Origin of the sequence: Pseudomonas rustica, assembly GCF_018336155.1 — a bacterium.
Taxonomy (GTDB): Bacteria; Pseudomonadota; Gammaproteobacteria; order Pseudomonadales; family Pseudomonadaceae; genus Aquipseudomonas; species Aquipseudomonas rustica.
In genome coordinates, this window is record NZ_JAGYHF010000003.1 from 108354 (window position 1) to 125884 (window position 17531).

Sequence of the window (17531 nt, forward strand, 5' to 3'; positions counted from 1 at the left end):
ATTCGGAGTAATAGTAGCTGGACGATACACTTTGCACGCCCTTGATGAACAGTTAACAGTTGTTATCGCTTGCGAAGTATTGAAGGCAGATTAAGCTGGCCGCCGATTTCCGAAGATTGGAGTGCTTCATGTCCCGCCGCTTGCCCTGGATTTTGCTGCTTGTTTTGTTGCCGCTATGGCTGGCCGCCAGCTATGGCGCGCGTTATGGCTTTATGGAAGACGGCAAATGGGTGGGCATCTGTGTGGATGAGGCCAGCCGTTGGGAATGCCAGGTGCGCTCGAACCTTGGCCTGATGATTCATTTCAAGGTGCTGGGCTGGACGGCACTGGGTGCGGCGCTGATCGGTTTTGTCGTGCCCGGGCGGGCAGGGTGGTGGCTGGCGGTGTTGGCGCTGGTGGCCGGATTGCCGGCGCTGGCGTTGTACAACACGACGTTGGCGGTGTTTGCGGCGGTGATTGCCGGGTTGCGCCTGGTCAGAGCGTAAAAAGATCGCAGCCTGCGGCAGCTCCTACATTGGGGTGACGTACACCCTGTAGGAGCTGCCGAAGGCTGCGATCTTTTGATCTTCAGCCCTTGCGAACCCGCAGGCAGCGCCAAAGAGCAGCCACCATCAACCCACTCACCAACGCCCAGCCCCACGCCTGCTGATTCTGCAAACCTTCCACATACAACTGCGGCGCAATCCCCGCGCCGACGATAAACGCCAGCAAGGCAATCTCCCGACGCGGCACGCTCACCGGGCGGCTCAGGTAAACCAGCGCCGGCAGCACAAACGCCATGCTCGCAAAGCTGCGATAACGCGCGTCGAAGACCATCTCCAGCATCATCACCGCTGCGGCAAACCCTGCCGCCGCGACCAGCCAGCCCGCGCGACGCTCCAGCAGATTGAATGCCCGTTCACGCCATCCCGTCCGCGCACTCAGCGTCAGCGCCGCATGCGCCAGCACCAACAGATTCAACACCGTCAGCAAGCCGACCCACAGCCATTCACTGGTAAACCGCGTGGTCACGCGCGCCAGATCGCCCCATGCGCCAATCGAACACGCGGCGAGGGCGCCCAGCAGTGGCAACACCAGTGCAGCGCGCGTACTGCGAACGCGTCCGCCCAGCAGCAAAGTGCCGAGGAAAATCAAACCACCGACCGCCAGCCATTCTTTCCAGTACGGCACATTGGTCACCGGCCCGGCGAGCACGCCTTTGTCCTGACGATCCGCATCAAACAGACCCCAATACCCGCCGACAGCGCCTTCACTGCCACGTTTCCACGGCTGGTCAAACGCTTCGATCAGGTTGTAATGCCAGCCTTCTTTTTCGGCCATCGCGACAAAACCACGAATGAATTTGGCCTCGTTGACCCGGCTCGGCAGGGCAGTCTCGCGCTGACGGCCTTCGCTCGGCCAACCGGTTTCGCCAATCATCACGTCCTTCGGCGCGAACTTGTTGCCGAACACGCGGCGCACATCCGCCACGTGTTGCAGGGCGGCATCGATGTTCGACGGATCATCTTCCCAGTACGGCAGCAAATGAATGGTCAGGAAATCCACCGCCGGCGCGACTTCCGGGTGTTTGAGCCAGAACTCCCAGACATCGGCGTACGTGACCGGTTGCTTGACCTGGCTTTTGACCTTGTTGATCAGTCGGGCCAGTTGCGCGCCGGTGACTTCTTTGCGCAGCAGCGCTTCGTTGCCGACGATCACCGCGCTGACCACGTCCGGGTTGGCGTTGGCCGATTTGATCAGCAGGTCGACTTCTTTTTCAGTGTCGACCGGGTTGCTGTTGACCCACGCGCCGATCATCAATTTCAGACCGTGTTTGCGCGCCAGATCCGGCAACGCTTCCAGACCTGTCATCGAGTAGGTGCGAATGCATTCAAAACGTGTCGCCAGCAGCGCGAGGTCAGCATCCATGCGCTCCGGGCGCAATTTGAACGGCACGTCGAACGGCGACTGATCCTTATCGAACGGCGTATAGGACGCGCATTGCAGCTTGTGCGTTGGCGTTGCGGCGTCCGGCAGAATCACCGGTTGGCCGAGGCCATACCAGAAGCCGCCGAGCGCAAACAGCCCAAGCAGGCAGGCGAATAAATAAGCAGGGAAGGGGAAGCGGGACGTCGCGGACATGGTCGGGCCGAGTGGCTGCAAAGCGACGCATGTTACCTGCATTTATAGAGGGGTTGGTGGCCCGCACGATTTTGACATGCAAAGTTCGGGCGGATTGTCTGGCGCCAATTATTCGAAGGCAGTTAATGGCCTTCTGATGTCGTTTCTTATTGTCTTGAGGTCGCTGACAGAGCAGGTCGCGAGGGGCGTGAGGTTGATGATCAAAGCATCAGCACTCCACTGATGTTCCAGCGAGTTTGCGGTCGGGCGTGATGGGGGCGCTGTGCACCATAACAATACGTTGACGCCGCCCGTCATCCGTCGGGCGCAGCATTTCGGGGAAGTAACGATGAAGATGCGACGACTTTTAGGCGCAAGTGCTGCTCTGGTGCTTGCGATGAGCTCCACTTTCGCCAGTGCAGAAAAGCAGACCCTGAACATCGGTTACGTTGACGGCTGGTCCGACAGCGTGGCGACCACCCACGTAGCCGCCGAAGTGATCAAACAGAAACTCGGCTACGACGTGAAGCTGCAAGCCGTCGCCACCGGGATCATGTGGCAGGGCGTTGCCACCGGCAAACTCGACGCCATGCTTTCGGCCTGGCTGCCAGTAACGCACGGCGAATACTGGACGAAAAACAAGGATCTGGTCGTCGATTACGGCCCGAACTTCAAGGATGCAAAAATCGGCCTGATCGTGCCGGAGTACGTCAAAGCCAAATCGATCGAAGACCTGAAAACCGACGACACCTTCAAAAACCGCATCGTCGGCATCGACGCCGGTTCAGGCGTGATGCTCAAGACCGATCAAGCGATCAAGGATTACGGCCTCGACAAATACAGCCTTAAAGCCAGTTCCGGCGCCGGCATGATTGCCGAGCTGACCCGTGCCGAGAAGAAAAACGAATCCATCGCCGTCACCGGTTGGGTGCCGCACTGGATGTTCGCCAAGTGGAAACTGCGCTTCCTCGACGACCCGAAAGGCGTGTACGGCGCGGCTGAAACCGTGAACAGCATCGGCAGCAAAGGGCTGGAAGCCAAGGCACCGGAAGTGGCCAAGTTCCTGAAGAACTTCCAGTGGGCTTCGAAAGACGAAATCGGCGAAGTGATGCTCGCGATTCAAGACGGCGCCAAGCCTGAAGCCGCAGCGAAAGATTGGGTGGCCAAACACCCGGAGCGCGTGGCTGACTGGACTAAATAAAAGCTTCACCGCCTAACCCTGTGGGAGCGGGCTTGCTCGCGAAAGCGGTCTGTCAGTCGACTGATGTGTTGACTGATCCGACGCCTTCGCGAGCAAGCCCGCTCCCACAGTTGTTTTGTGCTGTACCGGAAATTGGCAAAAGTGTCATGGCGTTCTACTACTAAGGTCGTCTGTTCCCGCTCCCGCAGCCGCATACATTAGCTATGTTCCAACAATAATTTGTGCTGCGAGGATAAAAACAATGAACGACAGCATTTACCTCTCGATTCAAAACAGTCCCCGATTCAAGGAGCTGGTACAGAAAAGGGAACGATTCGCCTGGATTCTCTCGGCAATCATGCTAGGGCTTTACTCCGCATTCATCCTTCTGATTGCTTACGGGCCGCATATTCTGGGCGCGAAGATCAGTCCTGAATCATCCATTACCTGGGGTATCCCGATCGGTGTCGGCCTGATTCTGTCTGCCTTCATCCTGACCGGTATCTACGTGCGCCGCGCCAATGGCGAGTTTGACGACCTGAACAATGCGATTCTCAAGGAGGCTCAGCAATGATCCGGCGTCTACTGGCTTTATTAAGTGTTGCAGCATTTGCACCGGGTGCCTGGGCGGCGGATGCGCTGACGGGTGAAGTGGCCAAACAGCCGCTGAATATTCCTGCGATCCTGATGTTCGTGGCGTTCGTCGGTGCCACGCTGTACATCACCTACTGGGCCTCGAAGAAAAACAACTCGGCCGCCGACTACTATGCGGCGGGCGGCAAGATCACCGGTTTCCAGAACGGTCTGGCGATTGCCGGTGACTACATGTCGGCGGCGTCCTTCCTGGGGATTTCCGCGCTGGTGTTCACCTCCGGCTACGACGGCCTGATCTACTCGATCGGCTTCCTGGTGGGCTGGCCGATCATTCTGTTCCTGATCGCCGAGCGTCTGCGTAACCTGGGTAAATACACCTTTGCCGACGTGGCGTCCTACCGCCTCGGGCAAACCCAGATTCGCACCCTGTCTGCCTGCGGTTCGCTGGTGGTGGTGGCGTTCTACCTGATCGCGCAAATGGTCGGTGCCGGCAAGCTGATCCAGCTGTTGTTCGGCCTCGATTACCACGTTGCGGTGATTCTGGTCGGTATCCTGATGTGCATGTACGTGCTGTTCGGCGGCATGCTGGCGACGACCTGGGTACAGATCATCAAGGCTGTGCTGCTGCTGTCCGGTGCCTCGTTCATGGCGCTGATGGTAATGAAGCACGTCAACTTCGACTTCAACATGCTGTTCTCGGAAGCGATCAAGGTTCACCCGAAAGGCGAAGCGATCATGAGCCCGGGCGGTCTGGTCAAGGATCCGATTTCGGCCTTCTCGCTGGGTCTGGCGCTGATGTTCGGTACCGCTGGCCTGCCACACATTCTGATGCGCTTCTTCACCGTGAGTGACGCAAAAGAAGCACGTAAGAGCGTGTTGTACGCGACTGGCTTCATCGGCTACTTCTACATCCTGACCTTCATCATCGGCTTCGGCGCGATCCTGCTGGTCAGCACCAATCCGGCCTTCAAAGATGCTGCTGGCGCGCTGTTGGGCGGCAACAACATGGCGGCGGTGCACTTGGCCAACGCGGTCGGCGGCAGTATTTTCCTCGGCTTTATCTCGGCGGTAGCGTTTGCGACCATTCTGGCGGTTGTGGCTGGCCTGACTCTGGCCGGTGCTTCGGCGGTGTCTCACGACCTGTACGCCAGTGTGATCAAGAAGGGCAAGGCGAACGAGAAGGACGAGATTCGTGTGTCGAAGATCACCACCATTGCTTTGGCGGTGTTGGCGATTGGCCTGGGTATTTTGTTCGAAAGCCAGAACATTGCGTTCATGGTGGGCCTGGCGTTCTCGATCGCGGCGAGCTGTAACTTCCCGGTGCTGTTGCTTTCGATGTACTGGAAGAAGCTGACCACACGCGGTGCGATGATTGGCGGCTGGTTGGGGTTGATCAGTGCTGTTGGCCTGATGATCCTTGGCCCAACCATCTGGGTGCAGATTCTGCATCATGAGAAGGCGATCTTCCCTTACGAGTATCCGGCGCTGTTCTCGATGATCATTGCCTTTGTGGGTATTTGGTTCTTCTCGATTACGGATAAGTCGGCGGCGGCGGACAAAGAACGTGCGCTGTTCTTCCCGCAGTTTGTGCGTTCGCAGACTGGGTTGGGGGCGAGTGGGGCAGTTTCTCACTGATGGTTTGATGGTTTTGTAATGTTGTGCTGAATGCCCCGGTTGAGAGATCGGGGCATTTTTTGTGGGCGGTTATCGGACTTTGGTGTGTTTTTTTTGATTGGGTGAATATCCGTTGCTGCGGTAACGGCGGCTTAGGGTTTCGCCCTGACGGCGACTCACTTTTTTTCAAACGCCAAAAAAAGTAAGCAAAAAACGCTTGCTCCTACGTGCGGCCCGCTCGCTGGGGCTCGGGGTTCCTTCGCTGCGGGATCGATCCGGGCGCAGCGCCTACGGTTTGCTTCGCTGCACCTCCTCTCGCTGTGTTTGGCTGCGCCAAACGGTCGCTGCGCTACCACCCCCGGATCAATCCCTCCACTCAGCCTTCCGACGGGCTCCGAGATCAAGATCAAGATCAAGATCAAGATCAAGAGCAGGCGAGCTGATACTCGGCCTATTGAGTGGTGAAGAGCACAGCGCGCACGGTTTTAGTTTTTGTGGTGCTCTTGCCCCTCACCCCAGCCCTCTCCCGAGGGAGAGGGAGCCGATTTGTGAGCCTTTCAAAGTCTGAGTTCGACGCGGTATTTCAAGTCGGCGTCTTTCTCCCAAACACCTCGGTCAGTCCCCTCTCCCTCCGGGAGAGGGTTAGGGTGAGGGGCAGTTGATTTTGATCTGGCTCTGTTTTTTGATCTTTTGCCCCATCGGCAGGCCGAGCGGAGGTGTTCATCAGGGGGTAGGCGCGCAGCGCCGTGCGGCGCAGCCGCATACATCGAGAGGAGGTGCAGCGAAGCAAACCGTAGGCGATGCCCCCGGATGGAGACCGTAGCGAGGGAACACTGAGCCTCAGCGAAGTGCCGTACGCCAGGGGCAAAGCCTTTTGGTTCCTTTTTGGCGTTTGAAAAAGGGACTCGCTGTAAGAGCGAAACCGCCAGCGGCAGCACCCGCAAAAACGGATATACACCCAACCCTCAAATCCAGTCGGCCCACAGGCCGCTGAGACCAAACAAACAAAAACGGCCCCTATATAAATAGAGGCCGTTCCCGGTACAACTTAAGACGTTATCGCAAGACAGGTCTTATTTGCGATCTTCCAGCTTGGAAATATCACGCGACTCGTAGCCAGTGTACAACTGGCGCGGACGGCCAATCTTGTACGGGCTCGAAAGCATCTCTTTCCAGTGCGAAATCCAGCCAACAGTACGTGCAAGCGCGAAAATCACCGTAAACATGCTGGTCGGAATGCCGATCGCCTTGAGGATAATCCCCGAGTAGAAATCGACGTTCGGGTACAGCGAGCGCTCGATGAAGTACGGGTCAGTCAACGCAATCTCTTCCAGGCGCATCGCCAGTTCGAGTTGCGGATCATTATTAATGCCCAGTTCCTTCAACACTTCGTCACAGGTCTGTTTCATTACAGTCGCGCGAGGGTCGCGGTTCTTGTAAACGCGGTGACCGAAGCCCATCAGCTTGAACGGATCGTTCTTGTCCTTGGCCTTGGCGATGAACTTGTCGATGTTCGACACATCGCCAATTTCATCCAGCATGGTCAGAACGGCTTCGTTCGCACCACCGTGAGCAGGGCCCCACAGTGCGGCGATACCGGCGGCGATACAGGCGAACGGGTTGGCACCCGAAGAACCTGCCAGACGTACGGTGGAAGTCGATGCGTTCTGCTCGTGGTCGGCATGGAGGATGAAAATCCGGTCCATGGCTTTGGCGAGCACCGGGCTGATCGGTTTGATCTCGCACGGGGTGTTGAACATCATGTGCAGGAAGTTTTCCGCGTACGTCAGGTCGTTGCGCGGGTACATCATGGGTTGACCCATGGAGTACTTGTAAACCATCGCTGCCAGGGTCGGCATCTTGGCAACCAGACGGATCGCGGAGATTTCGCGATGCTGCGGGTTATTGATGTCGAGGGAGTCGTGGTAGAAGGCCGAGAGGGCGCCGACTACACCGCACATGACGGCCATTGGGTGGGCGTCGCGACGGAAGCCGTTGAAGAAGGTTTTCAGCTGCTCGTGAACCATGGTGTGGTTTTTCACGGTGCTGACGAACTGGGCCTTCTGTTCTGCGGTCGGCAATTCGCCGTTGAGCAGCAGGTAGCAGGTTTCCAGGTAGTCCGACTTTTCAGCCAGCTGTTCGATCGGGTAGCCGCGGTGCAACAGAATGCCGTTGTCGCCGTCGATATAGGTGATCTTCGATTCGCACGAAGCGGTCGACATGAAACCCGGGTCGAAAGTGAAGCGGCCCGTGGCCGTCAGGCCCCGAACATCGATTACATCGGGACCAACGGTGCCGGTTAAAATGGGCAGCTCGACGGGGGCTGCGCCCTCGATGATCAACTGCGCTTTTTTGTCAGCCATGTGGCCTCCTATTTATGCTTGAACCATCAGACAGACCCCCCACGCAGGGCCCGCACCACTATAGTGAGATAAATTCGAATGTCAATTTGCCTAAAGTCTTGCTCCAGAAGGCTTTAAGCGCACTTTTTCCTCGAAATTGCCTGCCATTTACGCCTTTTATGCAACTTGTGCAATCAGCTATTGGGGGTAGGTGATTGCGTTGTCATTAGTAGCCTAACTGTCTATACTCGGCCACCGACCGCCAAGGGCTTTTGGGCTTGCTTTCATTGGGGGTCGCATCCCTGGGTGGTGGTTACCTGACCAGTGCACTCCCCAACAACTTTGCCCTGATTGTTAGGGGCTCTTCAGTGTGAAAAAAAAGCCGTGAAAAGCCAACGACCTGTAAACCTAGACCTAAGGACCATCAAACTCCCAGTCACTGCTTACACGTCCATTCTTCACCGAATCTCCGGTGTCATCCTCTTCGTGTGCCTTGCCATCATGCTTTACGCATTGGACAAGTCGCTGAGCTCCGAGGAAGGCTTCGGTCAGGTGAAAGCGTGTCTGACCAGTCCGCTAGCCAAGCTAGTGATTTGGGGCATCCTGTCCGCTCTGCTGTATCACTTGGTAGCCGGTGTGCGCCACTTGATCATGGACATGGGCATCGGTGAGACGCTGGAAGGCGGCAAGCTGGGCTCGAAAATCGTTATCGCCGTTTCCGTGGTGGTAATCGTTCTGGCAGGAGTTTGGATATGGTAACTAACGTCACGAACCTCTCGCGTTCGGGCCTCTATGACTGGATGGCGCAACGTGTGTCTGCGGTCGTTCTCGCGGCTTACTTCATCTTCCTGATCGGATACGTCGTGGCCCACCCTGGCCTCGAGTATGCCCAGTGGCATGAACTGTTCGCCCACAACGGGATGCGTATTTTCAGCCTCCTGGCCCTTGTTGCCCTTGGCGCTCACGCCTGGGTCGGCATGTGGACCATCGCGACTGACTACCTGACGCCAATGGCGTTCGGCAAGTCCGCGACGGCTATACGTTTCCTTTTCCAGGCAGTATGCGGCGTTGCGATGTTCGCTTACTTCGTCTGGGGTGTGCAGATTCTCTGGGGTATCTGAGTCATGGCTAACATTCCAACGATTTCTTTCGACGCCATCATTATTGGTGGTGGCGGTGCCGGCATGCGCGCTGCGCTGCAACTGGCACAGGGCGGTCACAAGACTGCCGTGATCACCAAGGTTTTCCCGACCCGTTCGCACACTGTTTCCGCTCAAGGCGGCATCACTTGCGCAATCGCGTCTGCTGACCCGAACGATGACTGGCGCTGGCACATGTACGATACCGTCAAGGGTTCCGACTATATCGGTGACCAGGACGCTATCGAATACATGTGCCAGGAAGGCCCGGCTGCTGTTTATGAGCTGGACCACATGGGCATGCCGTTCTCGCGTACCGAACAGGGCCGCATCTATCAGCGTCCGTTCGGTGGCCAGTCCAAGGATTACGGCAAAGGCGGGCAGGCTGCCCGTACGTGCGCCGCTTCCGACCGTACCGGTCACGCGCTGCTGCACACCCTTTATCAGGGCAACCTGAAAGCCGGTACCACGTTCCTGAACGAGTACTACGCTGTCGATCTGGTGAAAAACCAGGAAGGCGACTTCGTCGGTGTGATCGCGATCTGCATCGAAACCGGCGAAACCACCTACATCCGCGCCAAAGCCACCGTATTGGCTACCGGCGGTGCAGGTCGTATCTACGCATCCACCACCAACGCCTTGATCAACACCGGTGACGGCGTCGGCATGGCTCTGCGTGCTGGCGTGCCGGTACAAGACATCGAAATGTGGCAGTTCCACCCGACCGGCATCGCCGGCGCCGGTGTACTGGTTACAGAAGGTTGCCGTGGTGAAGGTGGTTACCTGATCAACAAGCACGGCGAGCGTTTCATGGAGCGTTATGCTCCGAATGCCAAAGACCTTGCCGGTCGTGACGTTGTTGCTCGCTCGATGGTTAAAGAAATCATCGCCGGTAACGGTTGCGGCCCGAATGGCGACCACGTACTGCTCAAACTCGACCACCTGGGCGAGGAAGTACTGCACAGCCGTCTGCCAGGCATCTGCGAACTGTCGAAGACTTTCGCACACGTTGACCCGGTTGTTGCGCCGGTTCCGGTTGTTCCGACTTGCCACTATATGATGGGCGGCGTTGCCACCAACATTCATGGTCAGGCGATCACCCAGGACGCTGAAGGCGTCGACAAGATCATCCCGGGCCTGTTCGCTGTAGGCGAAGTGGCTTGCGTATCGGTTCACGGTGCCAACCGTCTGGGCGGCAACTCGCTGCTCGACCTGGTGGTATTCGGCCGCGCTGCCGGCCTGCACCTGGAAAAGGCGCTGACCGACGGCATCGAATACGACGACGCTACCGAAGCCGACATCGAAGCTGCCCTGTCGCGTCTGAACGCGCTGAACAGCCGTACTGATGGCGAAGACGTGGCAACCCTGCGTCGCGAGCTGCAGAACTGCATGCAGAACTATTTCGGTGTATTCCGTACTGGCGAATACATGCAGAAAGGTATTGCTCAGCTGGCTGACCTGCGTACCCGCATCGCCAACGTGAAAATCAACGATAAGTCGCAGGCGTTCAACACTGCCCGTATCGAAGCGCTGGAACTGCAAAACCTGCTGGAAGTGGCTGAAGCTACTGCCATCGCTGCCGAGGTTCGTAAAGAGTCGCGCGGTGCTCACGCCCGTGAAGACTTCGAAGACCGTGACGACGAAAACTGGCTGTGCCACACCCTGTACTTCCCGGGTGACAAGCGCGTCACCAAGCGTGCCGTGAACTTCTCGCCGAAGACTGTTCCGACTTTTGAACCTAAGATTCGGACTTATTAAGGGTGGCCGCCATGTTGCAAGTCAGCGTATATCGTTACAACCCTGATCAGGACGCCGCGCCGTTCATGCAGGAATTCCAGGTCGATACCGGTGGTAAAGACCTGATGGTGCTGGACGTACTGGCCCTGATCAAAGAGCAGGACGAAGGTTTCTCCTATCGTCGCTCTTGCCGTGAAGGCGTTTGTGGTTCCGACGGCATGAACATCAACGGCAAAAACGGCCTGGCATGCATCACGCCGCTGTCTGCTGTTGTAAAAGGTAACAAGTTGATCGTTCGTCCGCTGCCAGGTTTGCCGGTTATCCGTGACCTGGTCGTCGATATGAGCATCTTCTACAAGCAATACGAGAAGGTGAAGCCTTACCTGCAGAACGACACGCCGGCTCCGGCCATCGAGCGTCTGCAGTCGCCAGAAGAGCGCGAAAAGCTCGACGGTCTGTACGAGTGCATCCTGTGCGCTTGCTGCTCGACCTCTTGCCCGTCCTTCTGGTGGAACCCGGACAAGTTCCTGGGTCCAGCTGCACTGCTGCAAGCTTATCGCTTCCTGGCAGACAGCCGTGACACCAAGACTACCGAGCGTCTGGCTTCGCTCGATGACCCGTTCAGCGTTTTCCGTTGCCGGGGCATCATGAACTGCGTCAACGTATGTCCGAAAGGCCTGAACCCGACTAAGGCCATCGGTCACATCCGTAACATGTTGCTCTCGAGCGGCGTGTGATTCAGCTGATGTAACCGCTGTACCGTAGAGGCTGTGGCGCGGGCTTCAACCCGCGTCATGGCTATAACCAGAGCAGTAGCCACAAGCTGCGGCTCTTATTTTGAAGAAATGAGACAAGCAGGGGCATCCGGGCTGGTACCCGGACTATCAGCGTGATCCTAAGTGGCTTGTTTTAGTCGCTGCATTCGGACTTCTGCAAGTTTGCTCGGTGTCGTCGCCGATGGTGTTCCCCTAACCGAGGGTGACCAAGCATGCAAGAAAGCGTGATGCAGCGCATGTGGAACAGCGCCTACCTTTCAGGTGGAAACGCTGCCTATGTGGAAGAGCTTTATGAGCTCTACCTGCACGACCCTAACGCTGTGCCAGAAGAGTGGCGCACCTACTTTCAGAAGTTGCCCGCCGACGGCAACTCTGCCACTGATGTTTCGCACTCCACAATTCGCGATCATTTCGTGCTGCTGGCAAAGAACCAGCGCCGCGCCCAACCGGTTTCCGCCGGGAGCGTGAGCAGTGAGCACGAGAAGAAGCAAGTTGAAGTGCTGCGATTGATCCAGGCCTACCGTATGCGTGGCCACCAGGCAGCCCAGCTTGACCCGCTGGGGCTGTGGCAGCGTCCTGCACCTGCAGACCTGTCGATCAATCATTACGGCTTGACCAATGCCGATCTTGATACGACCTTCCGTGCCGGCGACCTGTTCATCGGCAAAGAGGAAGCGAGCCTACGCGAAATTCACGAAGCGTTGCAGCAGACATATTGCCGCACCATCGGCGCTGAATTTACGCACATCACCGATTCCGAGCAGCGCCAGTGGTTCCAGCAGCGTCTGGAAAGCGTGCGTGGTCGTCCGACGTACTCCGCCGACATCAAGAGCCACCTGCTTGAGCGCGTGACTGCCGGTGAAGGCCTGGAAAAATACCTGGGCACCAAATACCCGGGCACCAAGCGTTTCGGTCTGGAAGGCGGCGAAAGCCTGATTCCGATGCTCGACGAACTGATCCAGCGTTCCGGTTCCTACGGCACCAAGGAAGTCGTCATCGGCATGGCCCACCGTGGTCGTCTGAACGTACTGGTCAACACCTTCGGCAAGAACCCGCGCGAGCTGTTCGACGAGTTTGAAGGCAAGAAGAAGGTCGAGCTGGGTTCCGGTGACGTTAAGTATCACCAGGGCTTCTCGTCCAACGTGATGACCGCCGGCGGTGAAGTTCACCTGGCCATGGCGTTCAACCCGTCCCACCTGGAAATCGTTTCCCCGGTGGTAGAAGGTTCGGTTCGCGCCCGTCAGGATCGTCGTAACGACCCGACCGGTGAGAAGGTTCTGCCGATCTCCATCCACGGTGACGCTGCATTCGCAGGTCAGGGCGTGGTCATGGAAACCTTCCAGATGTCGCAGACCCGCGGTTTCAAAACCGGCGGTACCGTGCACATCGTGATCAACAACCAGGTTGGTTTCACCATCAGCAACCCGCTGGACTCGCGTTCCACCGAGTACGCCACCGACGTTGCCAAGATGATCCAGGCGCCGATCCTCCATGTGAATGGTGATGATCCGGAAGCCGTGTTGTTCGTGACCCAGCTGGCCATCGATTACCGCATGCAGTTCAAGCGTGACGTGGTGATCGACCTGGTCTGCTACCGTCGTCGCGGCCACAACGAAGCTGACGAGCCAAGCGGCACCCAGCCTCTGATGTATCAGCAGATCACCAAACAGCGCACCACCCGTGAGCTGTACGCTGATCGTCTGACCCAGGGCGGAGTGCTCGACGCAGAGCGTGTTCAGGCGAAAGTCGACGAATACCGCAACGCGCTGGACAACGGTCTGCACGTCGTGAAATCGCTGGTCAAAGAGCCGAACAAAGAGTTGTTCGTGGACTGGCGTCCGTATCTGGGCCACGCCTGGACTGCGCGTCACGACACGCGTTTCGATCTGAAAACCCTGCAAGAACTGTCCGCCAAGCTGCTGGAAATTCCGGACGGCTTCGTGGTGCAGCGTCAGGTTGCGAAGATCTACGAAGACCGTCAGAAAATGCAAGCCGGCGGCCTGCCGATCAACTGGGGTTACGCCGAAACGATGGCGTACGCGACCCTGGCGTTCGAAGGTCACCCGATTCGCATGACTGGTCAGGACATCGGCCGCGGTACGTTCTCGCACCGTCACGCTGTGTTGCACAACCAGAAAGACGCGGGCACCTACATTCCGCTGGCGCACTTGTACGACGGTCAGCCACGCTTTGACCTGTACGACTCGTTCCTGTCGGAAGAAGCGGTACTGGCATTCGAATACGGTTACTCGACCACCACGCCGGACGCGCTGGTGATCTGGGAAGCCCAGTTCGGTGACTTCGCCAACGGTGCACAGGTTGTAATCGACCAGTTCATCACCAGCGGCGAGCACAAGTGGGGCCGTCTCTGCGGTCTGACCATGTTGCTGCCACACGGTTACGAAGGTCAGGGCCCTGAGCACAGCTCGGCACGTCTTGAGCGTTACCTGCAACTGTGCGCCGAGCACAACATTCAGGTAGCTGTACCGACCACGCCAGCACAGATCTACCACTTGCTGCGTCGTCAGGTAATTCGTCCGCTGCGCAAACCGTTGATCGTGCTGACGCCGAAGTCGCTGCTGCGCCACAAGCTGGCCATCTCGACTCTGGAAGATCTGGCCGAAGGTTCGTTCCAGACCGTGATCCCGGAAATCGATACTCTGGACCCGAAAAAGGTCGAGCGTGTTGTTCTGTGTAGCGGCAAGGTCTACTACGACCTGCTGGAAAAACGCCGTGCCGAAGGCCGTGAAGATATCGCCATCGTGCGTATCGAGCAGCTGTATCCATTCCCTGAGGACGACTTGAAAGAAGTCCTGGCTCCATACACCAACGTCAAAAATGCCGTTTGGTGTCAGGAAGAGCCAATGAACCAGGGCGCCTGGTACTGCAGCCAGCACCACTTGCGTCGCAGCATCGGTAACCTCGACAAGTCTCTCGTACTTGAGTACGCGGGCCGTGAGGCTTCTGCTGCCCCAGCTTGTGGTTACGCATCGATGCACGCCGAGCAGCAGGAAAAACTCCTGCAAGCCGCGTTTACCATTTAATGCCTTCGCGCACCTGAAACCGAATTTAAGGAACTACAGATAATGGCTATCGAGATCAAAGCCCCCACTTTCCCGGAATCGGTTGCCGATGGCACCGTTGCCACCTGGCACAAACAACCGGGCGACGCCGTCAAGCGTGACGACCTGATCGTCGACATCGAAACTGACAAAGTCGTACTGGAAGTTCTGGCTACCGCCGACGGCGTGCTGGGCGCAATCGTCAAGAACGAAGGCGACACCGTTCTGTCCGACGAAGTGCTGGGCTCCATCGAAGCGGGCGGCGCTGCTGCCGCTGCTCCAGCTGCCGCTGCTGCTCCGGCCGCTGCTGCCGCTGCACCGGCTGCTGCCGAGGGCGAAGACGATCCTGTTGCTGCACCGGCTGCGCGCAAGCTGGCTGAAGAAAACGGCATCAACATCGCTTCCGTTGCCGGTACCGGCAAGGGCGGTCGTGTGACCAAGGAAGACGTAGTCGCTGCTGTAGCTGCCAAGAAAGCCGCTCCGGCTGCCGCGCCTGCCAAGGCTGCTGCTCCTTCGGCTGCTGCTCCTGTGTTCGCCGCTGGCGACCGCATCGAGAAGCGTGTACCGATGACCCGCGTGCGTGCCACCGTGGCCAAGCGTCTGGTTGAAGCTCAGTCGAACATGGCGATGCTGACCACTTTCAACGAAGTCGACATGACTGAAGTCATGGCTCTGCGTTCGAAGTACAAGGATCTGTTCGAGAAGTCCCACAACGGCGTACGCCTGGGCTTCATGTCGTTCTTCGTGAAAGCGGCTACCGAAGCGCTGAAACGCTTCCCGGCTGTTAACGCATCGATCGACGGCGCTGACATCGTTTACCACGGCTACGCTGACATCGGCGTTGCCGTTTCCAGCGACCGCGGTCTGGTTGTTCCGGTTCTGCGTAACGCCGAACTGATGAGCCTGGCTGAAATCGAAGGCGGCATCGCAACATTCGGCAAAAAAGCCCGTGACGGCAAACTGTCGATGGACGAGATGACCGGTGGTACCTTCACCATCACCAACGGTGGTACCTTCGGTTCGATGATGTCGACCCCGATCGTCAACCCGCCGCAGGCAGCGATTCTGGGCATGCACAACATCATCCAGCGTCCTATGGCCATCAACGGTCAGGTCGTTATCCGTCCGATGATGTACCTGGCACTGTCCTACGATCACCGTCTGATCGATGGCAAAGAAGCTGTGACCTTCCTGGTGACCATCAAGAACCTGCTGGAAGATCCGGCTCGTCTGTTGCTGGATATCTAAAAAACAGCGGCAAGCTTCAAGTTTCAAGCCACAAGCTCAAAGCGAGCGGGGTGGGCTTGGAGCTTGTCGCTTGCGGCTTGTAGCTTTATTGCTAAAGAGGATTTTTTGAATGTCGCAGAAATTTGACGTAGTAGTGATCGGTGCTGGCCCTGGTGGCTACGTGGCTGCCATCAAGGCGGCGCAGCTGGGTCTGACCACTGCCTGCATCGAGAAGTACACCGACGCTGAAGGCAAGCAAGCCCTGGGCGGCACCTGCCTGAACGTAGGCTGCATTCCTTCCAAGGCGCTGCTCGACAGCTCCTGGAAATACAAGGAAGCGAAAGAAAGCTTCAACGTTCACGGTATCTCGACCGGCGAAGTCAAAATGGACGTCGCTGCGATGGTTGGCCGCAAGGCTGGCATCGTCAAGAACCTGACCGGCGGCGTTGCCACTCTGTTCAAGGCCAACGGCGTTACTTCGATCCAGGGCCACGGCAAACTGCTGGCTGGCAAGAAAGTCGAAGTCACCAAGCCAGACGGTTCGGTTGAAGTCATCGAAGCTGAGAACGTGATCCTGGCTCCAGGCTCGCGTCCAATCGACATTCCACCGGCTCCGGTTGATCAGAACGTCATCGTCGATTCGACTGGCGCTCTGGAATTCCAAACCGTACCTAAGCGTCTGGGCGTGATTGGCGCTGGCGTGATCGGTCTGGAACTGGGTTCGGTATGGTCGCGTCTGGGTTCGGAAGTGGTTGTTCTGGAAGCACTGGACACCTTCCTGATGGCAGCGGACACCGCTGTTTCCAAGGAAGCGCTGAAAACCCTGACCAAACAAGGTCTGGACATCAAACTGGGCGCTCGCGTGACCGGCTCGAAAGTGAATGGCGACGAAGTCGTTGTGAACTACACCGATGCCAACGGCGAACAGACCATTACTTTCGACAAGCTGATCGTAGCCGTTGGTCGCCGTCCGGTGACCACTGATCTGCTGGCTTCCGACAGCGGCGTGACCCTCGACGAGCGCGGTTTCGTGCACGTTGACGATCACTGCGCGACCACCGTACCGGGCGTTTTCGCCATTGGTGACGTGGTGCGCGGCATGATGCTGGCGCACAAGGCATCCGAAGAAGGCATCATGGTTGTCGAGCGCATCAAGGGCCACAAAGCCCAGATGAACTATGACCTGATCCCTTCGGTTATTTATACTCACCCGGAAATCGCGTGGGTGGGTAAAACCGAGCAGGCCTTGAAAGCTGAAGGCGTTGAAGTTAACGTCGGCACCTTCCCGTTCGCCGCTTCCGGCCGTGCCATGGCCGCCAACGATACCGGTGGTTTCGTCAAGGTCATCGCTGATGCCAAGACTGACCGCGTATTGGGTGTGCACGTGATTGGCCCGAGCGCTGCAGAACTGGTTCAGCAGGGCGCGATCGGTATGGAATTCGGCACCAGCGCTGAAGATCTGGGCATGATGGTTTTCTCCCATCCGACCCTGTCTGAAGCCTTGCACGAAGCTGCTTTGGCTGTGAATGGCGGCGCCATCCACATTGCCAACCGCAAAAAGCGTTAACAGACAATAAGAAACCACGGCGGTAACGGCCCGTCGTGAGCCTTGCGAGCAAGTCTCACCGCGGAATGTCCGCTGGACGCAGTCTTGCGTAGTTGCACCGGGTATCCGGAAAGGCTACGCAAGCAGCAGTCACAGGTGGCGCGGCACTCATACGAGCGCAGCGCCGAATGCGCAGTACCTAACGAAGACGGTA

13 protein-coding genes are annotated in these 17531 nt (G+C 57.7%); 11 read left to right on the top strand and 2 right to left on the bottom strand.

All coding sequences use genetic code 11. The features are described from left to right. Nucleotides 1–128 precede the first annotated feature (128 nt). Nucleotides 129–485, top strand: a complete 357-nt coding sequence (locus KFS80_RS06135; RefSeq protein WP_159815065.1) for a hypothetical protein — start codon at nt 129–131, stop codon at nt 483–485. Nucleotides 486–567: 82 nt separating this feature from the next. On the opposite strand, the gene KFS80_RS06140 is transcribed toward KFS80_RS06135, so the two are convergent. Beyond that, a complete protein-coding gene (locus KFS80_RS06140; RefSeq protein WP_212544250.1) occupies nt 568–2163 on the bottom strand; it encodes a glycoside hydrolase family 17 protein in 1596 nt (531 codons plus the stop codon). A gap of 286 nt (nt 2164–2449) precedes the next feature. Between KFS80_RS06140 and KFS80_RS06145 the strand changes: the two genes are divergently transcribed. From KFS80_RS06145 to KFS80_RS06155, 3 genes are all read left to right on the top strand, one after another. Next, entirely contained in the window at nt 2450–3301 is an 852-nt protein-coding gene (locus tag KFS80_RS06145; RefSeq protein WP_212544251.1) for a glycine betaine ABC transporter substrate-binding protein, read from the top strand. A gap of 241 nt (nt 3302–3542) precedes the next feature. Further along, nucleotides 3543–3854 (top strand): DUF485 domain-containing protein, encoded by a 312-nt coding sequence (locus tag KFS80_RS06150; protein WP_016987516.1) that lies wholly within the window; start codon nt 3543–3545, stop codon nt 3852–3854. Further along, entirely contained in the window at nt 3851–5509 is a 1659-nt protein-coding gene (locus KFS80_RS06155) for a cation acetate symporter (RefSeq protein ID WP_212544252.1), read from the top strand. Before KFS80_RS06150 ends, KFS80_RS06155 begins: the two co-directional genes overlap by 4 nt. A gap of 1052 nt (nt 5510–6561) precedes the next feature. Here the strand turns inward: KFS80_RS06155 and gltA are convergent. After that, nucleotides 6562–7851 carry a citrate synthase gene (gene gltA, locus KFS80_RS06160; RefSeq protein ID WP_007919904.1) on the bottom strand — a complete coding sequence of 430 codons (1290 nt, stop codon included), beginning with the start codon at nt 7849–7851 and terminating at the stop codon, nt 6562–6564. 363 nt (nt 7852–8214) lie between these two features. Here gltA and sdhC point away from each other — a divergent pair, with 363 nt between their 5' ends. The 7 genes from sdhC to lpdA all read left to right on the top strand — a co-directional run bounded on the left by sdhC (nt 8215) and on the right by lpdA (nt 17338). Beyond that, nucleotides 8215–8589, top strand: a complete 375-nt coding sequence (gene sdhC / locus KFS80_RS06165) for a succinate dehydrogenase, cytochrome b556 subunit (RefSeq protein ID WP_016773673.1) — start codon at nt 8215–8217, stop codon at nt 8587–8589. Continuing rightward, on the top strand, nt 8583–8951 hold the full coding sequence (gene sdhD, locus KFS80_RS06170) for a succinate dehydrogenase, hydrophobic membrane anchor protein (RefSeq protein ID WP_003222999.1): 369 nt from the start codon (nt 8583–8585) through the stop codon (nt 8949–8951). Before sdhC ends, sdhD begins: the two co-directional genes overlap by 7 nt. Nucleotides 8952–8954: 3 nt before the next feature. Next, a complete protein-coding gene (sdhA, locus tag KFS80_RS06175; protein WP_008077944.1) occupies nt 8955–10727 on the top strand; it encodes a succinate dehydrogenase flavoprotein subunit in 1773 nt (590 codons plus the stop codon). Between the two features lie 11 nt (nt 10728–10738). Next, a complete protein-coding gene (locus KFS80_RS06180; RefSeq protein ID WP_053118486.1) occupies nt 10739–11443 on the top strand; it encodes a succinate dehydrogenase iron-sulfur subunit in 705 nt (234 codons plus the stop codon). 251 nt (nt 11444–11694) lie between these two features. Beyond that, nucleotides 11695–14526: a 2-oxoglutarate dehydrogenase E1 component gene (locus tag KFS80_RS06185; protein WP_053118487.1), complete on the top strand. Its 2832-nt coding sequence runs from the start codon at nt 11695–11697 to the stop codon at nt 14524–14526. A 42-nt stretch (nt 14527–14568) separates the two neighbouring features. Beyond that, nucleotides 14569–15792: a 2-oxoglutarate dehydrogenase complex dihydrolipoyllysine-residue succinyltransferase gene (gene odhB, locus KFS80_RS06190; protein WP_064117361.1), complete on the top strand. Its 1224-nt coding sequence runs from the start codon at nt 14569–14571 to the stop codon at nt 15790–15792. 109 nt (nt 15793–15901) lie between these two features. Next, nucleotides 15902–17338, top strand: a complete 1437-nt coding sequence (gene lpdA / locus KFS80_RS06195) for a dihydrolipoyl dehydrogenase (protein WP_053118492.1) — start codon at nt 15902–15904, stop codon at nt 17336–17338. Nucleotides 17339–17531: the final 193 nt, after the last annotated feature.

Bases quoted from the DNA above. Each gene is read 5' to 3' on its own strand.
- sdhA (WP_008077944.1), top strand. From the start codon at position 8,955: ATGGCTAACATTCCAACGATTTCTTTCGACGCCATCATTATTGGTGGT.
- KFS80_RS06185 (WP_053118487.1), top strand. From the start codon at position 11,695: ATGCAAGAAAGCGTGATGCAGCGCATGTGGAACAGCGCCTACCTTTCA.
- KFS80_RS06150 (WP_016987516.1), top strand. From the start codon at position 3,543: ATGAACGACAGCATTTACCTCTCGATTCAAAACAGTCCCCGATTCAAG.
- KFS80_RS06155 (WP_212544252.1), top strand. From the start codon at position 3,851: ATGATCCGGCGTCTACTGGCTTTATTAAGTGTTGCAGCATTTGCACCG.
- KFS80_RS06135 (WP_159815065.1), top strand. From the start codon at position 129: ATGTCCCGCCGCTTGCCCTGGATTTTGCTGCTTGTTTTGTTGCCGCTA.
- gltA (WP_007919904.1), bottom strand. From the start codon at position 7,851: ATGGCTGACAAAAAAGCGCAGTTGATCATCGAGGGCGCAGCCCCCGTC.
- KFS80_RS06140 (WP_212544250.1), bottom strand. From the start codon at position 2,163: ATGCAGGTAACATGCGTCGCTTTGCAGCCACTCGGCCCGACCATGTCC.
- sdhD (WP_003222999.1), top strand. From the start codon at position 8,583: ATGGTAACTAACGTCACGAACCTCTCGCGTTCGGGCCTCTATGACTGG.
- lpdA (WP_053118492.1), top strand. From the start codon at position 15,902: ATGTCGCAGAAATTTGACGTAGTAGTGATCGGTGCTGGCCCTGGTGGC.
- odhB (WP_064117361.1), top strand. From the start codon at position 14,569: ATGGCTATCGAGATCAAAGCCCCCACTTTCCCGGAATCGGTTGCCGAT.
- KFS80_RS06180 (WP_053118486.1), top strand. From the start codon at position 10,739: ATGTTGCAAGTCAGCGTATATCGTTACAACCCTGATCAGGACGCCGCG.
- KFS80_RS06145 (WP_212544251.1), top strand. From the start codon at position 2,450: ATGAAGATGCGACGACTTTTAGGCGCAAGTGCTGCTCTGGTGCTTGCG.